At 70.8% G+C, this 17,725-nt stretch carries 16 protein-coding genes and 2 pseudogenes; 6 read left to right on the forward strand and 12 right to left on the reverse strand.

Features of this window, described 5'->3' with window-relative positions:
- Nucleotides 1-4 precede the first annotated feature (4 nt).
- From AWQ71_RS30230 to AWQ71_RS30240, 3 genes are all read left to right on the forward strand, one after another.
- Nucleotides 5-799: an inositol monophosphatase family protein gene (locus tag AWQ71_RS30230; protein WP_067139313.1), complete on the forward strand. Its 795-nt coding sequence runs from the start codon at nt 5-7 to the stop codon at nt 797-799.
- Nucleotides 800-1,095: 296 nt separating this feature from the next.
- A complete protein-coding gene (locus AWQ71_RS30235) occupies nt 1,096-2,187 on the forward strand; it encodes an AMP-binding protein (RefSeq protein ID WP_067139316.1) in 1,092 nt (363 codons plus the stop codon).
- Entirely contained in the window at nt 2,187-3,554 is a 1,368-nt protein-coding gene (locus tag AWQ71_RS30240) for an aldehyde dehydrogenase family protein (protein WP_067139319.1), read from the forward strand. The genes AWQ71_RS30235 and AWQ71_RS30240 overlap by 1 nt, the downstream gene beginning before the upstream one ends.
- Before the next feature lie 224 nt (nt 3,555-3,778).
- Here AWQ71_RS30240 and AWQ71_RS30245 read toward each other — a convergent pair whose 3' ends face one another.
- Nucleotides 3,779-5,296 carry an FAD-dependent monooxygenase gene (locus AWQ71_RS30245; RefSeq protein WP_084259447.1) on the reverse strand — a complete coding sequence of 506 codons (1,518 nt, stop codon included), beginning with the start codon at nt 5,294-5,296 and terminating at the stop codon, nt 3,779-3,781.
- A 94-nt stretch (nt 5,297-5,390) separates the two neighbouring features.
- On the opposite strand from AWQ71_RS30245, the gene AWQ71_RS30250 reads away from it, so the two are divergent.
- Nucleotides 5,391-6,059: a TetR/AcrR family transcriptional regulator gene (locus tag AWQ71_RS30250; protein WP_067139322.1), complete on the forward strand. Its 669-nt coding sequence runs from the start codon at nt 5,391-5,393 to the stop codon at nt 6,057-6,059.
- 172 nt (nt 6,060-6,231) lie between these two features.
- Nucleotides 6,232-7,323 (forward strand): sensor histidine kinase, encoded by a 1,092-nt coding sequence (locus tag AWQ71_RS30255; protein WP_169806671.1) that lies wholly within the window; start codon nt 6,232-6,234, stop codon nt 7,321-7,323.
- Nucleotides 7,324-7,353: 30 nt separating this feature from the next.
- Here the strand turns inward: AWQ71_RS30255 and AWQ71_RS30260 are convergent, their stop codons facing one another.
- The 3 genes and pseudogenes from AWQ71_RS30260 to AWQ71_RS30270 all read right to left on the reverse strand — a co-directional run bounded on the left by AWQ71_RS30260 (nt 7,354) and on the right by AWQ71_RS30270 (nt 9,658).
- On the reverse strand, nt 7,354-8,355 hold the full coding sequence (locus AWQ71_RS30260; RefSeq protein WP_067139328.1) for a pirin family protein: 1,002 nt from the start codon (nt 8,353-8,355) through the stop codon (nt 7,354-7,356).
- Nucleotides 8,352-8,828, reverse strand: a pseudogene (locus tag AWQ71_RS30265) (GNAT family N-acetyltransferase); the annotation flags it as partial. The gene AWQ71_RS30260 and the pseudogene AWQ71_RS30265, both read right to left, overlap by 4 nt.
- Nucleotides 8,786-9,658, reverse strand: coding sequence for a pirin family protein (locus AWQ71_RS30270; protein WP_369407225.1), 873 nt, complete (start codon nt 9,656-9,658; stop codon nt 8,786-8,788). The pseudogene AWQ71_RS30265 and the gene AWQ71_RS30270, both read right to left, overlap by 43 nt.
- 49 nt (nt 9,659-9,707) lie before the next feature.
- Between AWQ71_RS30270 and AWQ71_RS30275 the strand changes: the two genes are divergently transcribed.
- Nucleotides 9,708-10,253 carry a MarR family winged helix-turn-helix transcriptional regulator gene (locus tag AWQ71_RS30275; RefSeq protein ID WP_084259449.1) on the forward strand — a complete coding sequence of 182 codons (546 nt, stop codon included), beginning with the start codon at nt 9,708-9,710 and terminating at the stop codon, nt 10,251-10,253.
- 145 nt (nt 10,254-10,398) lie between these two features.
- On the opposite strand, the gene AWQ71_RS30280 is transcribed toward AWQ71_RS30275, so the two are convergent.
- From AWQ71_RS30280 to AWQ71_RS30310, 8 genes and pseudogenes are all read right to left on the reverse strand, one after another.
- Nucleotides 10,399-10,776 (reverse strand): nuclear transport factor 2 family protein, encoded by a 378-nt coding sequence (locus AWQ71_RS30280; RefSeq protein ID WP_067139337.1) that lies wholly within the window; start codon nt 10,774-10,776, stop codon nt 10,399-10,401.
- A 168-nt stretch (nt 10,777-10,944) separates the two neighbouring features.
- Nucleotides 10,945-11,112, reverse strand: a pseudogene (locus AWQ71_RS44930) (transposase); the annotation flags it as partial.
- 52 nt (nt 11,113-11,164) lie between these two features.
- On the reverse strand, nt 11,165-11,977 hold the full coding sequence (locus tag AWQ71_RS30285) for an AAC(3) family N-acetyltransferase (RefSeq protein ID WP_067139340.1): 813 nt from the start codon (nt 11,975-11,977) through the stop codon (nt 11,165-11,167).
- 174 nt (nt 11,978-12,151) lie between these two features.
- On the reverse strand, nt 12,152-13,114 hold the full coding sequence (locus AWQ71_RS30290) for an alpha/beta hydrolase (protein WP_067139343.1): 963 nt from the start codon (nt 13,112-13,114) through the stop codon (nt 12,152-12,154).
- A 622-nt stretch (nt 13,115-13,736) separates the two neighbouring features.
- Nucleotides 13,737-14,912: an acyl-CoA dehydrogenase family protein gene (locus AWQ71_RS30295; RefSeq protein WP_067139345.1), complete on the reverse strand. Its 1,176-nt coding sequence runs from the start codon at nt 14,910-14,912 to the stop codon at nt 13,737-13,739.
- 113 nt (nt 14,913-15,025) lie between these two features.
- Complete coding sequence (locus AWQ71_RS30300) at nt 15,026-15,598, reverse strand: TetR/AcrR family transcriptional regulator (RefSeq protein ID WP_067139348.1); 573 nt, start codon at nt 15,596-15,598, stop codon at nt 15,026-15,028.
- A gap of 76 nt (nt 15,599-15,674) precedes the next feature.
- Nucleotides 15,675-16,349 carry a response regulator gene (locus AWQ71_RS30305; RefSeq protein WP_067139349.1) on the reverse strand — a complete coding sequence of 225 codons (675 nt, stop codon included), beginning with the start codon at nt 16,347-16,349 and terminating at the stop codon, nt 15,675-15,677.
- Nucleotides 16,346-17,491 (reverse strand): sensor histidine kinase, encoded by a 1,146-nt coding sequence (locus AWQ71_RS30310; protein ID WP_067139352.1) that lies wholly within the window; start codon nt 17,489-17,491, stop codon nt 16,346-16,348. The genes AWQ71_RS30305 and AWQ71_RS30310 overlap by 4 nt, the downstream gene beginning before the upstream one ends.
- Nucleotides 17,492-17,725: the final 234 nt, after the last annotated feature.

The following is a 17,725-nucleotide window of genomic DNA, read 5'->3' on the forward strand; positions in this document are numbered from 1 at the left end:
GTCCATGTGGATCAATCAGGTGACCGAGATCCTCCTCGAGGCCGCCGAAGTCGCGATCCTTCCCCGGTTTCGGGCGCTGGCCGAAGGAGAGGTCGCGGAGAAGTCTCCCGGTGAGGTGAGCACCGTGGCTGACCGTGAAGCCGAGGAATTGATCAGCCGTCGGCTGCGCGGCGTGCTGGATGCCCCGGTCGTCGGTGAGGAGGCCGCGTCCGACGACGCCGGACTCGTCACGGCGCTGCGGGAGGCGCCGGCGGCCTGGCTGGTCGACCCGTTGGACGGGACCTCGAACTTCGTCGCGGGCCGCCCCGAGTACGCGGTGATGGCGGCGTTGGTGCGAGGAGGGGAGACCGTCGCGGCGTGGATCGTGCGCCCCACCGAAGGCCGCGTATACGTCGCCGAAAAGGGGGCGGGGACCTGGCGCGACGGAGTCCGGGTGCGCCGGGAACCGGCCCCCGTCGATCCGGCGAAGCTGCACGGGGCGGTATTGACCAGGTTCCTCGATCCGCGGGCGAGGGCACGGGTCGAGGCGGCAGCACCCCGATTCGCCACCCTGGGGCCGGGCACCGCCTGCGCGGGCGTGGACTATCCACGGCTTCTGGACGGCGACCAGGACTTCGTCCTGTTCCGGCGGACCCTGCCCTGGGATCACGCGCCCGGCGTGCTGCTGCTGACCGAGGCGGGCGGTGTCGCCCGCCGTCCGGACGGCAGCCCCTACCGGCCCGGGGACCCGCGCCCCGGCTTGCTCAACGCCGCAGACCAGACCTGCTGGAACACCGTGCGCTCGCTTCTGCTGACCTGACCCACCGACACCGGCCAGGGCGTGCGCGGCGGTGACGGCGACCCCGTCCGCCGGGGACCGCCCCGGGAGACGCCCGTCCGCAGGGAACCGTCCATCTCCTTCACGACTGATCCTTTTCCGTTGTCGACGACCGTCGCCAACCCAGAGGGCGGGTCGTGACATGCTCCCCCCGATCCGGGTAGCTGTGACGGTTACGGTGTCCACCGATCGCCACGAATTGGCTGGTGCACACCTACTGAAGGCAGGCAATTCCGCAGACCTTGGCCGTGGAACGCGGCCAGGAAGGGTGCGGCACGATGACCGACAACATGCTGGATCTTCCACTCGACGCACGGCCGGACCCCGACGCGTTCGTCCGTGCCGCGATGGAATGGCACTTCAACCCCGAAACGGGCTCCGCCTATTGGCTGGAGCGCGCGAAGACACTGGACTTCGACCCGCGTACGAATGTCCAGACCCTGGACGACCTGGCCCTCTTCCCGAACATCGTCAACGACCTGCGCGATGTCCGCGCAGAGGACCTGATCCCGCAGGGCTACGGCCCGAATCCGGACGTCGTGGGCGTGTACGAGAGCGGCGGCACCACAGGCTCGCCGAAGCGCGTGGTGGTCCTGCGGGACTGGTGGTCCCGCAGCACGGACTGGATGAACGCCCACCTGGACGCCGCAGAGTTCCCGCGCGACGTCGACTGGCTCTCCATCATGCCGAGCGGGCCGCACCTCGCCGGTGAGATGCCGAGAGCGCTGGCCACCAGGCGCGGCGGCATCACCTTCTACCTGGACATGGACCCGCGCTGGGTGAAGAAGGTCATCGCCGCGGGCAAAGCCGAGGAGGCGACGGCCTACGCCGAGCACCTCATCGACCAGGCGGCGTTCGTGCTGCAAACCCAGGACATCGGCGTCATCATCACCACGCCACCGCTCCTGGAGCGGCTCGCGGGCCGTGACGACCTGGTGAATCTGATCAACGAGAAGGTCAAGGGCATCGTCTGGGCCGGGACCCACATGGACGCCGACACCCGCTTCCTGTACATGACCGAAGTGTTCCCCGCGGTCAGGCTCCACGGCATCTACGGAAGCACGATGCTCGGAGGCGGCATATTCGAGCGCATCCGCCCGGAGGACGATGACGCGTGCGTCTTCGACCCGCCCTCCCCGTTCATCACCTTCCGCGTCGTGGACCCCGAGACCGGCCGCACCGTCAAGTACGGCGAGCGCGGACAGGTCGTGATGAACCACGTCAGCAAGAACATGCTGCTGCCCAACAACCTGGAGCGCGACATCGCCACCCGGGTCGAACCGCCGGCCGGCCAGACCGGTGACTCCGTGGCCGATGTCTCCCCGGTGACCCAGTTCGAGGACGAGGCCGTCATCGAGGGGGTGTACTGATGACCGATCCGATCCACATCGACGCGCTGGGCCCCCACGGCGCCTACCGGGCGCGCAACCGGCTGGTCGTCCCCGACGTGGCGGGCAATCCGCTGGTCGAGCTCAGCCTCGTACCCAAGCTGTTCGTGACCCGCGCCATGTCCGCAATGCGCAAGGCCGACACGCTCCGCCTGGAGGAGCGCCTGGCCGCGCTGGCCGAGGCGGGCGAGCTGTTCGCCACGGGAGTGGTCGACGGCCTGTCCGCAACCGACTACCAGTACACGGTCAGCCGGGTGGCCGGCACGCCGCTGCCCGTCGTGCGGGGGGCGGTGCGGGCCATCGCCGACAGCGCCGCCGGAGCGTTCGGGAGCGCGCAGCAGGCCCGGCCCGTCGGCGCGGTGCACGACTGGCGCGACCCGAAGGCCCGGGACGGCACCGCGGTCTGGATCCGGCGCGGGGACGTCTTCGCCGTCCATGCGGCGGGCAACCACCCCGGCGTGCACAGCATCTGGCTGGAGGCTCTCGCACTCGGCTTCCGGGTCGCGGTACGGCCTTCGCGGCGCGAGGCGCTGACGCCGTACCGGCTGATCTCCGCGCTGCGGGCGTCCGGGTTCGGAGCGGACCAGATCGTGCTCCTGCCCACCGACCACGAGGCGGCCGACGAGATCCTGCGCCAGGCCGACCTGGCCATGGTGTACGGCGGGCAGGAAGTCATCGACAAGTACGCCGCGGACCCGACGGTCCTACCGAACGGGCCCGGCCGGTCGAAGATCCTGATCACCGCGGACTGCGACTGGCGCGACCACCTCGACATGATCGTCGACTCGATCAGCCACGAGGGCGGCGCGGCCTGCATAAACACCACCGCGGTCTTCGTCGAGGGCGACCCGGCTCCGCTCGCCGAGGCGATCGCCGCACGGCTGGGGGTGATTCCCAGCCTGCCGCCGGAGGACGACAAGGCCGTGCTCACGGCGTACTCCCTGCCGGCCGCGAAGAAGATCGAGAGCTACCTCCGATCCAAGGCCGAGGGTACGACCGCCGTTCTTGAAGCGGAGGTGGACGAACTGCCCGACGGCAGTGCCGTGCTCCGCCCGGCCGTCCACCTGCTCGACAGTCCCTTCTCCGAGCAGGCGGGCATCGAACTGGCCTTCCCGTGCGTGTGGGTGGCCCCCTGGACGCGTGCGGCCTGGTCCGCCGTGTTCCGTGACAGCCTGGTCCTCACCGCCGTGACCAAGGACGAGCGCCTGCTGGACGACCTCCTCGCCGACCCGACGATCAAGAACCTGTACATCGGCGACCACCCGACGTACTGGATGGCGCTGGGCGTCCCGCACGACGCGTACCTGGGCGAGTTCCTGATGCGCACCAAGGCCGTGATCCGCGACTGAGTCTCGGCCTTGACGCGGGTCGGCGCGGTGCCCAGCCCAGGGAGACCGCCACGGAACTGTCCGTCGCCACCGCTGACCGACGCGCTCCGGCAGGGGAAGGCCGAGGTGGCGAGGTGGTGGCTGGTCGTTCGCCCTCGAGGTTGAGGTCGAGCAACGCTTGGTCCGGAAGCCTGGGCGGGGAACCCGCGTACCTCAGGCGTCTCTTGACGTGATCGGCCCCGGGGTCACCTCGCCGGACCGAACCAGGTGGCGAGCGCCTCGCCCAGACCGTCGCGCCCGCCGGCCCAGGCCACGTACCCGTCGGGCCGTACGAGCAGAGCGCCCGCGTCCGGCGCGCCCTCGATGGGGGCCGCACGTACGCGATCCCGATGCCCCGCCACGACCCCGCCGGGCCAGTCCTGACCGGGCGGTCCGACGAGCAGCCCCCGGCCGTCGGCGAGCAGTCCTCCGCTCGACGCCTCCGGCGGCGTCGCCGATGGCGGGACGAAGCGGCCGACCAAGGGCTCGGCGGCGTCGGGCGCGTAGTCCACGTCCGTGCCCTCGACCATCGCCGAGAAGTACCGCCTGGCGTCCGGCAGCTCCAGCACCTCGGTCAGCACCTCACGCAACGCGTCCACCTGGGCTCCCGTCCGCATGAGCGCCACCTGCGCCCGGGTGTTGCGCAGCACCCGGGCGGCCACGGGGTGCCGCTCGGCGGTATAGGTGTCCAGCAGGCTGTCGGGGGCCAGCCCGCGCGCCACCAGCCCGAGTTTCCAGCCCAGGTTGACCGCGTCCTGCAGGCCGAGGTTGAGCCCCTGCCCGCCGATGGGCGAGTGGACGTGCGCCGCGTCTCCGGCCAGCAGCACCCTGTCCTTGCGGTAGGTGTCGGCGTGCCGGGTGTTGTCGCTGTAGCGGATCCCGGCCTCCAGCCGGGTGACGACCACGTCGACGCCGGTCACGCGCCGCAGGCTTCCCTGCAGTTCCCCGGCCGTCATCGGCGCGTCCCGCTCGCCCGGCCCGCCGTCGAACTCGATGGTGGCGATCTCGCCCGGCACCAGCGACAGGTTCACCAGCCCGCCCTGACCGCGCAAGGACGAGGTGATCGCGCCGGAGTCGGCCAACGCGGCCACCGCCGTCCGTCCCGTCATGGTCGCGGGCGTTCCGGAGAAGGCGAAAGCGGATCGCTTGCGCACCACGCTCCGCCCGCCGTCGCACCCGACCAGGTATGCCCCGCGGACCACCTGCCCGTCGGCGAGCATGGCGGCGACGCCGTTCTCGTCCTGCGTCACGTCGGTCACCCGGCAGTTGTGGCGGACCGTGACCCCGAGCTCGGCGGCCCGTGCGGCCAGTACGCCTTCGAGCTGGTGCTGCTTGAGCATGAGGTAGTCGGCACCCCCGCCCGGCTCCAGCAGCGGAAGCCCGCTGAAGTGCCCTCGGATCATGCCTTTCTGGGCCACCTCGGCCATGAAGGCGACCACGTCGGCCTGGGCTGGCGGCGCGTCCTTCAGGTCGGCTCCGGACTCGCGACGCCGGCCCAGCTCCTCGAACATCGCCCGCTGCGCCTCGGCCAGCGGCTCGACCAGCCCGCGCAGGGCGAGCGACCGCAGGGTGCGGGCGTTGAGGGAGCGCAGGCCCAGGCTGCGGGTTCTGCGTTCCTCGCCCGAGGCCGCCTCCAGGACCAGTACGCCGGCCCCGGCCAGGGTCAGTTCGCAGGCCAGCAGCAGGCCGACCGGGCCGCCGCCCACGACGATCACGTCGGTCATTCCGACTCCTCTACTTACGCCGTATGCTTACACCGTAAGTAGAACACGTACGGCGTAAGCTTTGTCAAACGATCAGGGAGGAAAGGACGGCTTGATGGCACGGCGCGAGTCGCTGAACAGGGAGAAGGTTCTCGACGCGGCCCTCGATCTGGCCGACAGAGAGGGCCTGGAGGGACTGTCCATGCGGCGCCTGGCCAAGACGCTCGGCGTCGAGGCGATGTCGCTCTACAATCACGTCTCCAACAAGGCGGATCTCGTCGACGGCATCGTTGAGCGCGTGTTCGAGCAGGTCGAGCCGCCCGACCCGGCCCTGCCCTGGCCGGAGCAGGTGCGAGCGACCGCGCTGAGCATGCACCGCGTCTTCAGCCTCCATCCGGTGGTGCCGCTGGCGCTGGCCACCGACCGGTCCAATCCGACCTCGCCGCGGGCCATGGGGGCGATGGACGGTCTGGTCGGGGCGCTGTTCCAGGCCGGGTTCGACGAGCGGGGCGCCTGGCGCGCGCTCGGGGCGATCAACGGGCTGGTGTACGGAGCGCTGCTGCTGGCGACGGCCGGCTTCACCGGCGCCCCCGGGGCGCACGCGGGCGAGGAACAGGTCGGGGTCTACATCCGGCGGCTCGACCCGGCCCGGCTGCCGCACTTCAGCAGGCTGCTGGGCTGGACGACGCAGGGCGACGTGAACCCGGCGGCGGACTTCGAGCAGGCCCTGGACATGCTGATCCAGGGCCTGGAGGCGACGGCGAAAAGCGGTCACAGCGGATGACGCCGGCGGACCGGCCGTCAGCGCGTGGAGATCGGACGTCAAGTCATCGGAAGGTAATGAACTAGTCAGACTTTGATAATGCTTGACGTTCTTTGACCAGGGTTGGGATTAGTCAGGGGTTTTCGTAAGGTTTGTCGCTTTGATGGTGCCGGAGGTCAGAGGGGAGACCGCCATGAGATCGCGAAGGCCGCACCTGCCATTGCCCAGCTCCATCCAGGGCCGGTACACCCTCGTCGTCGGAGCGCTGTTCCTGGTGGTTCTCATCACGGGCGGCGCGGCCATCGACTTCGTGGCCCGCGGCAGCACGCACGGGCCTGTCCCGCAAGGAACGCAGCCGCTCACCGTGGCGTGGATCGCCGCGGGCGTCCTGTTCGTGGCGGCCGCCGCCGCATGGATCACCTGGATGGTGGTCGGCCGGATCCTCCACCCCCTCAAGGCGATCACGAAGCGGATCGACCTCACGACCAGTGACCTGAGCCTGCGGCGGCTGCCTCAGGCGCGCGGCGACGACGAGATCGCGCGGCTCGCCCGCTCCTCCAACAAGCTGTTCGAGCGGTTGGAGGAGGTCATGACCAACCAGCGTCGGTTCGCCTCCCTGGTCTCCCACGAACTCCGGTCACCCGTCACCGCGCTGCGCGCCCAGATCGAGGAGGCGCTCGACTATCCCGACGAGGTCGACCCGCACGAGACGCTGCGCGCCGCCCTGCGCAGCGCCGAGCGGTTCCAGGTGATCATCGATGAACTGCTCGCGTACACGAAGGTGAAAAACACCGGTTCGGCGGCTCCCGAGCCGCTCGACCTGACCGAGCTGGTGCGGGAGGAGATCGCGGTCCGATCCCAGGGCATGCAGGTGCGACTCCACGCCAGTGGCGACCCGACCGCCTTCGCCACCAGGCTGGCCGTCACCGGGGCCGTGGGGAACCTGCTGGCCAACGCGCAGCGGCACGCGCGCACCCAGGTGGATGTCGAGGTGGAACGCGCGGGCGATCAGGCCGTGGTCGTGGTGCACGACGACGGTGACGGCATCGCGCTCGAGGACCGCGAGCGGGTCTTCGAACCCTTCGTCCGGCTGGCGGACGGGCGCCGCCGTGACCCCGGCGGCAGCGGGCTCGGCCTCGCCTTCAGCCGGGAGGCCGCCATGGCCAACCACGGATCCCTCGCCATCGAGGACTCCCCGCGAGGGGCGCGCTTCGTGCTGCGCCTTCCCCTGACGACCGCCGCCGCCGGCGTTCCGGAGCGTCCCGCCCAGCCGCTCTCCTCCTGACCGGGGAGGCGGCTGGGGCGCCGAAACGGCCTATCCGGCCTGGACGCGGCCGTGCCGGTCGCGGGCCTTCAGCCGTACGGTGGGCATCTCGGGCGCCGGGAGCGGCCCCTCCTCACAGGAGCCGACCATGCCGAAGCGGGTGGCCGGGTGGCCGCCCCCGTCGAAGCCGGCGTCCCGCATCCAGTCGTCACGCGCCCGCACGATCTCGTCGTGCGACCGCCCCACGAAGTTCCACCACATGACCAGCGGCTCCTCGAACGGCTCGCCGCCGAGCAGGAACAGCCGCGCGGGCGCGTCGGCCTCCACCACCAGCTCGGAGCGGCCCTCCCCGAGGTACAGCAGAGCGCCGGGGGAGAGCGGCACGCCCGCGACGCGCGCCGCGCCGGACATGACGAGCACGGCGGTCTCGAACGACGGATCGACCGGCAGCCGGTGCCGGCCGGGGCCGTGGAACAGCACCTCGGCGCCGAGCAGCGGCGTGTGCACCAGCGCGGGGGAGCGGAGCGACCCGATCTCGCCCACCACGACGGTCACCGTGACGTCGCCCTCGCGCAGCGCCGGCAGCGCGGCGTGATGCTCGAACCGTGCCGCGCCGTGCCTGGCCTCCTCCGGCAGCGCCACCCAGAGCTGCAGGCCGTGCATGACCGCCGGATGCTCCGGCGGCGTCTGCTCGGAGTGCGCGATGCCGTGTCCCGCCGTCATCAGGTTGAGCTGGCCGGGCACGATCGTCTGGGCGTTGCCCAGGCTGTCACGGTGCAGGATCTCTCCCTCGGCCAACCAGGTGACCGTCTGCAGCCCGGTGTGCGGGTGCGGCGGCACCTGCATGCCCGGACGGTCGCGTACGTCGTCCGGGCCGAAGTGGTCGGCGAAGCACCAGGCCCCCACCATCCGGCGCGGCCGCTGCGGCAGCAGCCGCCGCACCGTCGTGTAGCGGCCGAGCGGGACGTCGTGTCCGGCGAGGAGCACACTCTCCGGCTCGGCCGCCGTCGCCTCCTCACACTCGTACGCCTCGGGAGTCGGCAGAGAGGTCACGCCGGCTCTCCGTCGCTGTCGTCCGGACCCGCGGGGAGGGAGAAGCGCTCGCGCCGGTCGGCCGGCACCAGGTCGAGATAGCCGGGGTGCCGGGCGATGTAGTCACGGACGAACGGGCAGTACGGCAGGACCGACAGCCCGGCGGCCCGGGACGCGTCCAACGCGCCCCGGACGAGCGTCGAGCCGAGGCCGCGGCCGCCGTACGCGGGGTCGATCTCGGTGTGAGGGAACGAGATCTGCGATCCGTGGCGCCGGTAGTCGGCGAAGCCGACGACCTTCCCCTCCACGGTGATCTCGAACCGGTCGGCCTCCGGGTCGTCGACGACCCGTGGTTCGGTGTGTTCCATAACGTCTCGGCTCCTTCGACGGGCGCCCGGATCGCCCACGATATCCCGGGTGTGTACAGAACGGACTCTCAGCGCCGTGGCCCTCAGGCGGCGATCGTGGCGTGCATCTCCCACACCAGGATCTCGGCGGGCTCGACCGCGGTCACCCGCTGTCCGCCGGTCGCGGTGAACCGTACGGCGTCGCCGGGGCCGAGCGTGCCCGCACCCTCAAGGGTGACCGTGCCGCGCGGCACGAACAGGTGCAGGAACGGGGCCTCGGGCAGCTCGACGCTCTGCTCCGGCCGCAGTCGCGCGGCGTAGAGCGCGGCGTACCGGTTCTTGATCCGGATGGCGGAGAGGCCGTCGTGCTTGTCCATCCCGGACGCCACCGGCACCAGGCCGCCGGACAGCAGCTCGGCCTCGATCTCGAGCTGCTCGTAGCCGGGCGTGATCCCGGGCTCGTCGGGGACGACCCACATCTGGACGAAGTGCACCGGCTCGTCGTGCGCCGCGCCACCCCGCAGTCGCCAGGAGTCGTTCTTCTCCGAGTGCAGGATGCCGGTGCCCGCGCTCATCCGCTGCGCCAGGCCGGGGTAGATCACGCCGGAGTGGCCGGTCGAGTCCTGGTGGACCAGGGAACCCTCCATGACCCAGGTGACGATCTCCATGTCCTGGTGCGGGTGGGTGTCGAACCCGGTGCCGGGGAGGACGCGGTCGTCGTTGTTGACCAGCAGCACGCCGTGGTGGGTGTTGCCGGAGTCGTGGTGCCGGCCGAAGGAGAAGGAGTGGTGGGAATCCAACCACGTGGTGGCGGTGGTGAACCGCTCGTCCGCGCGGTGGACGTCCACCCGCGGGGTCGGCGTGATCCTGGTCATGGGATCCCCTTCCGGAGGTCTCGCCCGAAGGGCCGGACGCGGGTCCGGCTCCGTAGATGATCTGTCATCTACACTCGCCCCGCAACGTACATGACGCGTCATTTATTTCCAACCGCATGACGTGTCATCCGTTCTGGATAGGGTGAGCGGCATGGACGGTCCCTCCCTGCCCGGCCCCTCCTTGCCCGGTCCCTCCGATGGGGCGGCCCCCGGGCGCGCCGCGCGCTGGCTGGACGCCGACGAGCAGCGCGCCTGGCGGGCCTACCTGAGCATGCAGGGCCGGCTGGCGGCGGCACTCAACCGCCAGCTCCAGCTCGATTCGGGCCTGTCCCTCGCCGACTACGAGGTGCTCGTCCACCTCACCGACACCCCCGAGGCGCGGCTCCGGCCGTACGAGCTGCAATGGGCGTTGCAGTGGGAGCAGAGCCGCCTGTCGCATCACCTGACCCGGATGCGGCGCCGCGGCCTGGTCGACCGTGAGGAGTGCTCCGAGGACGGGCGCGGCGCGTTCATCGTGCTCACCGAGAAGGGGCGCCAGGCCATCACCACCGCCGCGCCCGGTCACGTCGGCGTGGTGCGACGGTTCTTCTTCGACGGGCTCAGCCGCGAGGAGGTCGCCCTGCTCGAACGGCTGAGCACCCGGATCCTCGACCGCCTCGACGATACGGACGCCACCCCCGAGGGCGACGTCGGCTGACAGGGACCGCAGGCCCTGGGGTCGACGCCGACATCGCCCGACCGGCCCTGCCCGGCGCCGGGTCTGGGTCACCCGCTACATGGGCCACGGACACGGCGATGAGTTCAGCGCGCCCGAAACCCTGGGACTCTCGGTCTGGGGGACATCACTGCTCAAAGCGGCCGGCCAAAGTGCCCTGATGAAAGTAGACGCGCCAGCCGGTCTCCGTCAGGCGCCACAGAGAGCTCCGCCATGCCCGGCGCCCCTGATGGTCAGCAAAGTACGTCAGGTGAACGATCCCCGGGGCCAGCACGACCCCCGACATCTTGCTGACCTTGACCGGGGACTCGGGAGACACCGTTCCCGCACTCGTCACCGTGAGGATCGACTCCGCGTCCCACCAGCGTCCGGAGGCTCCGATTTCGGTGAACTCCGGATCCAGAAGGTCCCGAACAAGGGCCGGGGAAGCGCGCACCTCAGGATCGAGAAGCCGCAACTCACCATCGATGGCCGCTTGCACGGCCCGCTCGTTCTCGTCCGTCATACACGGATCCTACAAATGCACGTCGCCCAGACACAGCGGATATTGGGTCAGGAATGATCACCACAGCCCCCCGGGGGGATTGGGCCAGGCCGCGTCCTCGGCAGCGTGCCTCGCTGCCCAGCACGTTTTCGCTTCCGGCCTGGGGTTTTGAACCTCCGAACGCTGGTCCGGACGCTTCTGGCTTTCGATGTACTCCTTGACCCTGCTCAACGGCGCGCGTACGCAGGAGGCAGCGAAGGAGGACGGTGACCAGAAATGGCCGCCCGACAGATACCTGCGGACATGGGCGCCGCATGTTTCACACGTTGAGCCGGTGGTTCCGGAACGAGCGGTCACTGCCTCAGGGCACCTCGCCGGGTAGGGCCTGCCTCGGCAGGCAGCCTGTTGCCTATGCCTGTTGCCCGGCGTCCAGGGCGAGTAGTTCGGTGAGGCGGGGGACAGCAAAGGACACGAAGGGTTGTACGGGGATCAAGCGGCAGGGAGCGTCACCGACCATGACCTCGAGGATGCCAGCGTGCTCTTCGAACTCGTGGCCGACGGTGGGGAAGTGCGTGTCATTGTCGTTACCGACGTCGAGTGTCTCCAGCCAGACTCGTTCGCCGTCGATGTCCATCGGAAAGCGGCGTACCTTCAGGCGGGGGCGGGGCGTCAAGGCCTCGGCGTAGTGCAGGAACGTGTTGCGATTGTGGCCGACGCCGATGAGCAGGATGTAGCCGCCGATGTCGTGCAGACGGCCGAACGGCGATGTACGGCCGACGGCGAATCCCAGCGTCTGGCGACCCGCGATGGTGGCGGCATCAGCACCGACGGCAGCCACGGATGCCTGAGGGTGCGGACTGCGCACGCTGCCGGGCAGGGAGCGCAAAGCCTCGGGTATCGCGCCCATGCTGGACGGCAGGTCAACATCGAAGATCGGCACCGCCGCACGTCGTTCGCGTACCGCGGCGCTGGGCATGCCGGCATGGTCGGGGTCGGGGTCGGTGACCTGCCAGGTGAAGGTGGGCGTCACGATCGTCCCTGCGGGTCCGACTGCGGTACGCAGGCTTTCGACCACGGTCGCCGCGCCGCCTTCGACGTGGCCAAGGCTGGACAGCGAAGAGTGCACGATCAGGGCCATGCCTTCCTCGACCCCAACCTCGCGCCAGCCCTCCACCAGTTCGGCTGCGGTGAGCCCACCGGTCCTCGGCTTCGTCGTCGTCATACTCGGCATCTCCCATCGTGAGATCGGCGCGTTCGGGGGGCTTCCAGCAAGGTGGCCGCGGCCTCGTGCGGGTCGGCGGGGCAGTGGGTGCCGGTCATGCTCATGCAGCCGAGGCCGAGCCGGGAGACCACCGGGCCGACAGGCCCGAGAGTGGTGGTGTGCATCGTTTCTCCGTCACCCTGCCAGGGCCGCGCGGAGGAACTCGAGGATCTCCGCCCGGGCGGTCTCGGCCTGCGGTTCCACGCCCGGCATGGAGAGGAACGCATGCCTCGCTCCGGGGTATTCGGTCAGCCGCGCGGATGTCCCGGCGGCCCGCAGTCGTTCGGCGTAACGGCGGCCGTGATCGGCCACCGCGTCGTGGGTCGGCACCACCACGAGTGCCGGGGCCAGCCCGCCCAGGTCGTCCGCGTACAGCGGCGAGAATTTCCTGGCGTCGGTTCCCGGCGGAACCGCGAGCCGCTGGAACAGCCGCAGCAGCGGCACCGCCCGGGTCGGGCTGTAGCCGTACTCGGCGATCGAGGCGTGGTCGAACATCGTCTCGGTCACATCGACGGCGGGGTTGACCAGCACCTGCGCCTTGAGCCGCAGGCCGGCCTCCCTGGCCCGTATGGCAGCCAGCGCGCTGATCAGCGCACCGCAGCTCTCGCCGAACACGGCCGTGCGCGTGGGGTCGATGCCCCACTGCGCGGCGTGCTCCACCACGTGCCGGAGCACGTCCCAGGCGTCGTCGGCGGCCGCCGACAGCGGGGTTGCCGCATCGAGGAGGCGGTGCTCGACCGAGACGACGACGGCGGGCAGCCGGGCGGCGAGGTGGCTGTTGGTCCAGTCGCACTGCACCGCCGTGCCCACGAAGCTGCCTCCGTGTACGTGGAGCAGGAGGGGTAGCTCGGCCGGGGCGGCCTCCCTGGCGCGGTTCTCGGCGGCGGGCCGGTACACCCGGACCGGGAGGTCGCGGTCGGGCAGCGCCACCTCCTGCCAGTCGATCGCGGCACCGGGATCCGGATCCCCGGTGATCGCCCGCGCCGCGCTGGAGGCTCGGAAGCGGTTCTCCGCGTCGCGGTAGGCGATCAGTTCCTCGGCTGTTATCGCCGACCAGTCCGGCTCCGGCGGCCGTGTCGTAGCGGTGGGCTCGCTCATGTCTCCTTCTCCCCTCCCCGGCCGGCGGCCGGGTGTGTCGTGGTGGTCATGCACGTCGGGCGTCGCGCAGGTCGTGCAGTCTCCCGAAAGCATGCGTCCTCATTATGCACGCACCGCGTGCATCGGCAAGTGCAAGGGTTAGCCTGAGCCCTGACGAGGAGCAGTGAGAGGGGCGAGATGGCAGGCCGAAGGCGTTGGTCGACCGAGGAGGCGATCTGGGGACGCTACGCGTCAGGCGGCACCGGCTCCCGGCTGGTCATGGAGGAGCTGCTCCAGGCACTGCGCGCCTCGGGCCTGCCCGACGCGGAGATCCCGGCGCGCTACCACCGGATCGTGACTCATTGCGGCGCTGGTCTCCTCCGAGGCCGGGGCCGGACTCCGGTCAGCGCAAAGGGGCGTCCGAAGCCATACAGGTAGCTTCGGACGCCCCTTTCGACTGCACGAACCGCGGCTACCCGTCCCCGCTGTCGTCCGCCTCGACGTCGCTGTGCGGGTCGCGCGGCTGCCGCAGGCCCGGTGCCGGCGGCCGGGTGAAGGCGTGGCGGCCCAGGAAGATGACGTGGTCGTACCGGAGCGGGGACAGGTGGGCGAGCGGGTCGTCGGTGACGGGGAACCCGTTGGGCTACTCGCCGACCACGGTGATGCCACCCCTCCCGGGGCGGGTGAGCGTCCGGCTGATGACCATGCGCTGGATCTGGTTGGTGCCCTCGAAGATCTGCATCACCTTGGCCTCGCGCATGTACCGCTCGACGGGGAAGTCACGCGTGTAGCCGTAGCCCCCGAGCACCTGCACGGCGTCGGTGGTCACCTTCATCGCGTTGTCGGTCGCGACGAGCTTGGCCACGGACGCCTCGGCGGTGAACGGCAGCCCGTGGTCCCTCAGCCGGGCGGCGGCCAGGGTGGTGGCGCGGGCGGACTCGACCGCCGCCGCCATGTCGGCCAGCACGAACGCCAGCCCCTGGTGTTCGATGATCGGCTTTCCGAAGGTCTCGCGCTCCTGGGCGTAGCGCACCGCGTGGTCCAGGGCGCCCTGCGCCAGCCCGGTGGCGACGGCGGCGATGCCGAGCCGGCCGGAGTCCAGCGAGGAGAGTGCGATCGCCAGGCCCTGACCCTCCTCGCCGATCCTGCGGTGCACGGGGACGCGGACGTCCTCCAGGTGCATGGTGGCGGTGGTCGAGCCGGTCAGGCCCATCTTCCGCTCGGGCGGGGCGGCGGTCAGGCCGGGCGTGTCCGCCGGGATGAGGAAGCACGAGATGCCCCGCGTGCGGTGGTCCGAGGTGCGCGCCATCACGGTGTAGAAGTCCGCGTGCCCGCCGTGCGTGGTCCACGCCTTCGCGCCGTTGAGCACGTAGTGGTCGCCGTCCCGGACGGCGCGGGTGCGCATCGCCGCCGGGTCGGAGCCGGCGTGCGGCTCGGACAGGCAGTACGCGCCCAGCAGTTCGCCGCCGAGCATGTCGGGAAGCCACTCCCGCCGCTGCTCCTCGGTTCCGTAGGCGGCCAGGCCGTAGCAGGAGAGCGCGTGCACCGAGACGCCGACCGCGACGCTCGACCAGACGGTCGCGATCTCCTCGAGAACCTGGAGGTAGACCTCGTACGGCTGGGCACCCCCGCCGTACTCCTCGGGGTAGGGCAGTCCGAGCAGTCCGGCACGACCCAGCGTGAGGAAGACGTCCCGGGGGAACCGCTCCTCGCTCTCCGCCTCGGCCGCGCGGGGGGCGAGCTCCTTGCTCGCGAGCGCGCGAGTCAGATCGATGAGATCGGCGGCTTCGCGGGTCGGAAGGGTACGGGTGGCGGGCATCGGAGCCTCCACAAGAACGATACTGATGAGAGTACGACAGTATCAATAACAGTACGTTCACCGCCCGCCAAGAGCGGAAACAAAGGGACAGATGCCAATATAAGCGGACTGGCTCAGGAGGAGACGGCGTACACGATCAGCGACGCCAATTGCGCGTAGGCCTCGGAGTCGCTCAGCCCGGTGCGCGCGCCCACCTCGCCCTGCTGGATCTGCCGCATCGTGGCGGCCGCGACCTCGCCGACGAACGCGGCGTGCACCTCCCGGAAGACCCCGGCCGCGACGCCTTCGGCGATCAGTTGCCTGACCCGGTCGGCGGCCAGCCGGGTGTTGGCCTCGTAGACTTCGCGCGCGGGCCGGAAGTCCGCCATGTCGTCGAGGAACCGCCGCGACAGCGGGCGCAACTGCTCGGCGACGGTCTCCAGGTAGACCAGCACCCGGTCCGCGGGGGCGGTGGTCGCCGCCACCCGCTTCTCGATCTCCTCGGCCGCGCCGCGGAAGTAGTGCTTGACCGCCTCCTTGACCAGGTCCTGCTTGCTGCCGGCGAGCTGGTACAGCGTCGTCTTCGAGCAGCGGAGCCGCTCGGCCAGGTCGTCCAGGGTGAACGATGCGAACCCCTCCGCGGTGAGCAGCGCGACCAGGCGCTCAAGCAGGTCGGACTGTCGGGCGGTACGGCGGGTCGACGGCATGAACTCAGCCTAGTCACAGGCGTCGCATGCTCCCCGCCCACCGCTCCCGCCGTACCGGGCCCGCCGTCGACGGGGGTCAGCTCCTCCTGGGAGGTGCGTCGTCCGCGCTGACCAGACCGGACTGGTAGGCGAAGACGACAAGCTGGGCGCGGTCGCGAGCGTGCAGCTTGGTCATGGCGCGGCTGACGTGGGTCTTGGCCGTGGACGGGCTGATCACCAGATGGGCGGCGATCTCGTCGTTGGACATCCCGTGCGCGGCCAGCGCGGTCACCTCGCGCTCGCGCTCGGTGAGCAGGCTCGCCCCCGACGGAGCCGGCTGCGGACGGCGAGCGACGAACTCGGCGATGAGGCGGCGCGTGATGGCCGGCGACAGCAGCGCCTCCCCGCGGGCGGCCACCCGGATCCCGTGCAGGAGGTCGGCCGGCTCGGTGTCCTTCACCAGGAACCCGGTGGCGCCGGCGCGCAACGCCTCGTAGACGTACTCGTCCATCCCGTAGTTGGTCAGGATGATCACGTGGACGCCGGACAGGCTCGGGTCGGCGGCGATCCGCCCGGTCGCCTCGATGCCGTTCATGCCGGGCATCTGCACGTCGATGAGGGCGACGTCGGGCAGCCGTTCGCGGATCAGGGCCAGTCCCGACGCTCCGTCTGCTGCCTCGCCGACCACCTCGAAGCCGTCTTCGGCCTCCAGCAGTGCGCGGAAGCCGGCGCGGATGAGGGGCTGGTCGTCGACCAGGAGGATGCGGATCACGAGAGGTCCTCGGTGGGGAGGTCGGCGCGAACGGTGAACCCGCCATGCGGGCGAGGGTGGGCGTGCAGGCTGCCGCCGAGCGCGGTGACGCGCTCGCGCATGCCGGTCAGGCCGTTGCCGGGGGTGGGCGGATCGGACGGCGAGGCCAGGCCGTCGTCGTCGATCTGAACCGTCAGCTCCCGCCCGCCGTAGGCGAGGGTCACCGTGGCGGTGGCGGGGCCGGCGTGACGGGAGGCGTTGGTCAGCGCCTCCTGGATGATGCGGTACGCGGCGCGCTCCACGTGGGCGGGCAGCGCGCGGGCCGGGCCGGTGACCGTCACCGTGGTGGGCAGTCCTGCCGCGCCGACCCGGGCGACCAGGTCGTCCACGCGGTCCAGGCCGCTGCCCGCCGGATCGTCGGCGTCGCGCAGCACCTCGAGGGTGGCACGCAGCTCCCGCATGGCATCGGCGCTGGCCTCCTGAATGGCCAGCAGCGCTTCGGGCACCTCCTCGCCGCGTTTACGCGCGAGGTGGACGGCCACACCGGCCTGCACCTTGATGACCGAGATGCTGTGGGTGAGCGAGTCGTGCAGCTCGCGGGCGATGCGCAGCCGCTCCTCCCCGGCACGGCGCAGCGCGGTCGCCTCCCGGGTGCGCTCGGCCTCGGCGGCCCGCTGTTCGGCCTGCTCCAGGTAGGCCTGCCGGTGCCGGCTCACGGTGCCGCTCACGCCGGCGGCCAGGAACCAGCCCATCAGCAGGATCGTCCGTTCCACAAGCGCCTGGGCGGGCTGCGTCGCGTCGGCGGTCAGCGATGCCGCCAGTGAGCCGGCGAGGAACACGAGGCCGGCGATCGCGGAGATCACGGCGGCGTGCCGGCGCCCGTGCCTGACGGCGGTGTAAACGGCGATCATGACGGGGAAAGCGGCCGCCTGAGCGGGGTCGGCGCCGACCGTGTAGGCGAGCATGCACGCCGTGGTGACGAGCAGCACCAGGGTCGGCGCCCGGCGGCGTACGGCAAGCGCGAGACATCCGACGGCGATGACCGCGTAACTTAATGGGCCGATGCCGGGCACCGTCGCGGCGCCGGCACTGAACACGACCGCCAGAACCAGCCCGAGGACGGCGTCGGGCACGGTCGCGTGCCCTTTCAGATCAAACCGCACCTCCGCACCATACGGTCGAAGCGGAAATCTGTTCATCCATGCGGTGTGGTATCTCCGGGATACTCCCCACGGCGTATATGGGCGCGGCAGATCACCCCCGGCGTGGTAGCGGCAGTCACTCCCGGCGTGGGACGCCCCCGCGCGGCGGCTCGACGACGATTTCGAGCTATGAGAGCCCCCGTCAGGACACCCCGCGCCCCCTGAGAGCGCTGACCGCTTTCGTGCGGATCGTCA

Origin of the sequence: Microtetraspora malaysiensis, from assembly GCF_001528665.1 — a bacterium.
GTDB lineage: Bacteria > Actinomycetota > Actinomycetes > Streptosporangiales > Streptosporangiaceae > Microtetraspora_A > Microtetraspora_A malaysiensis.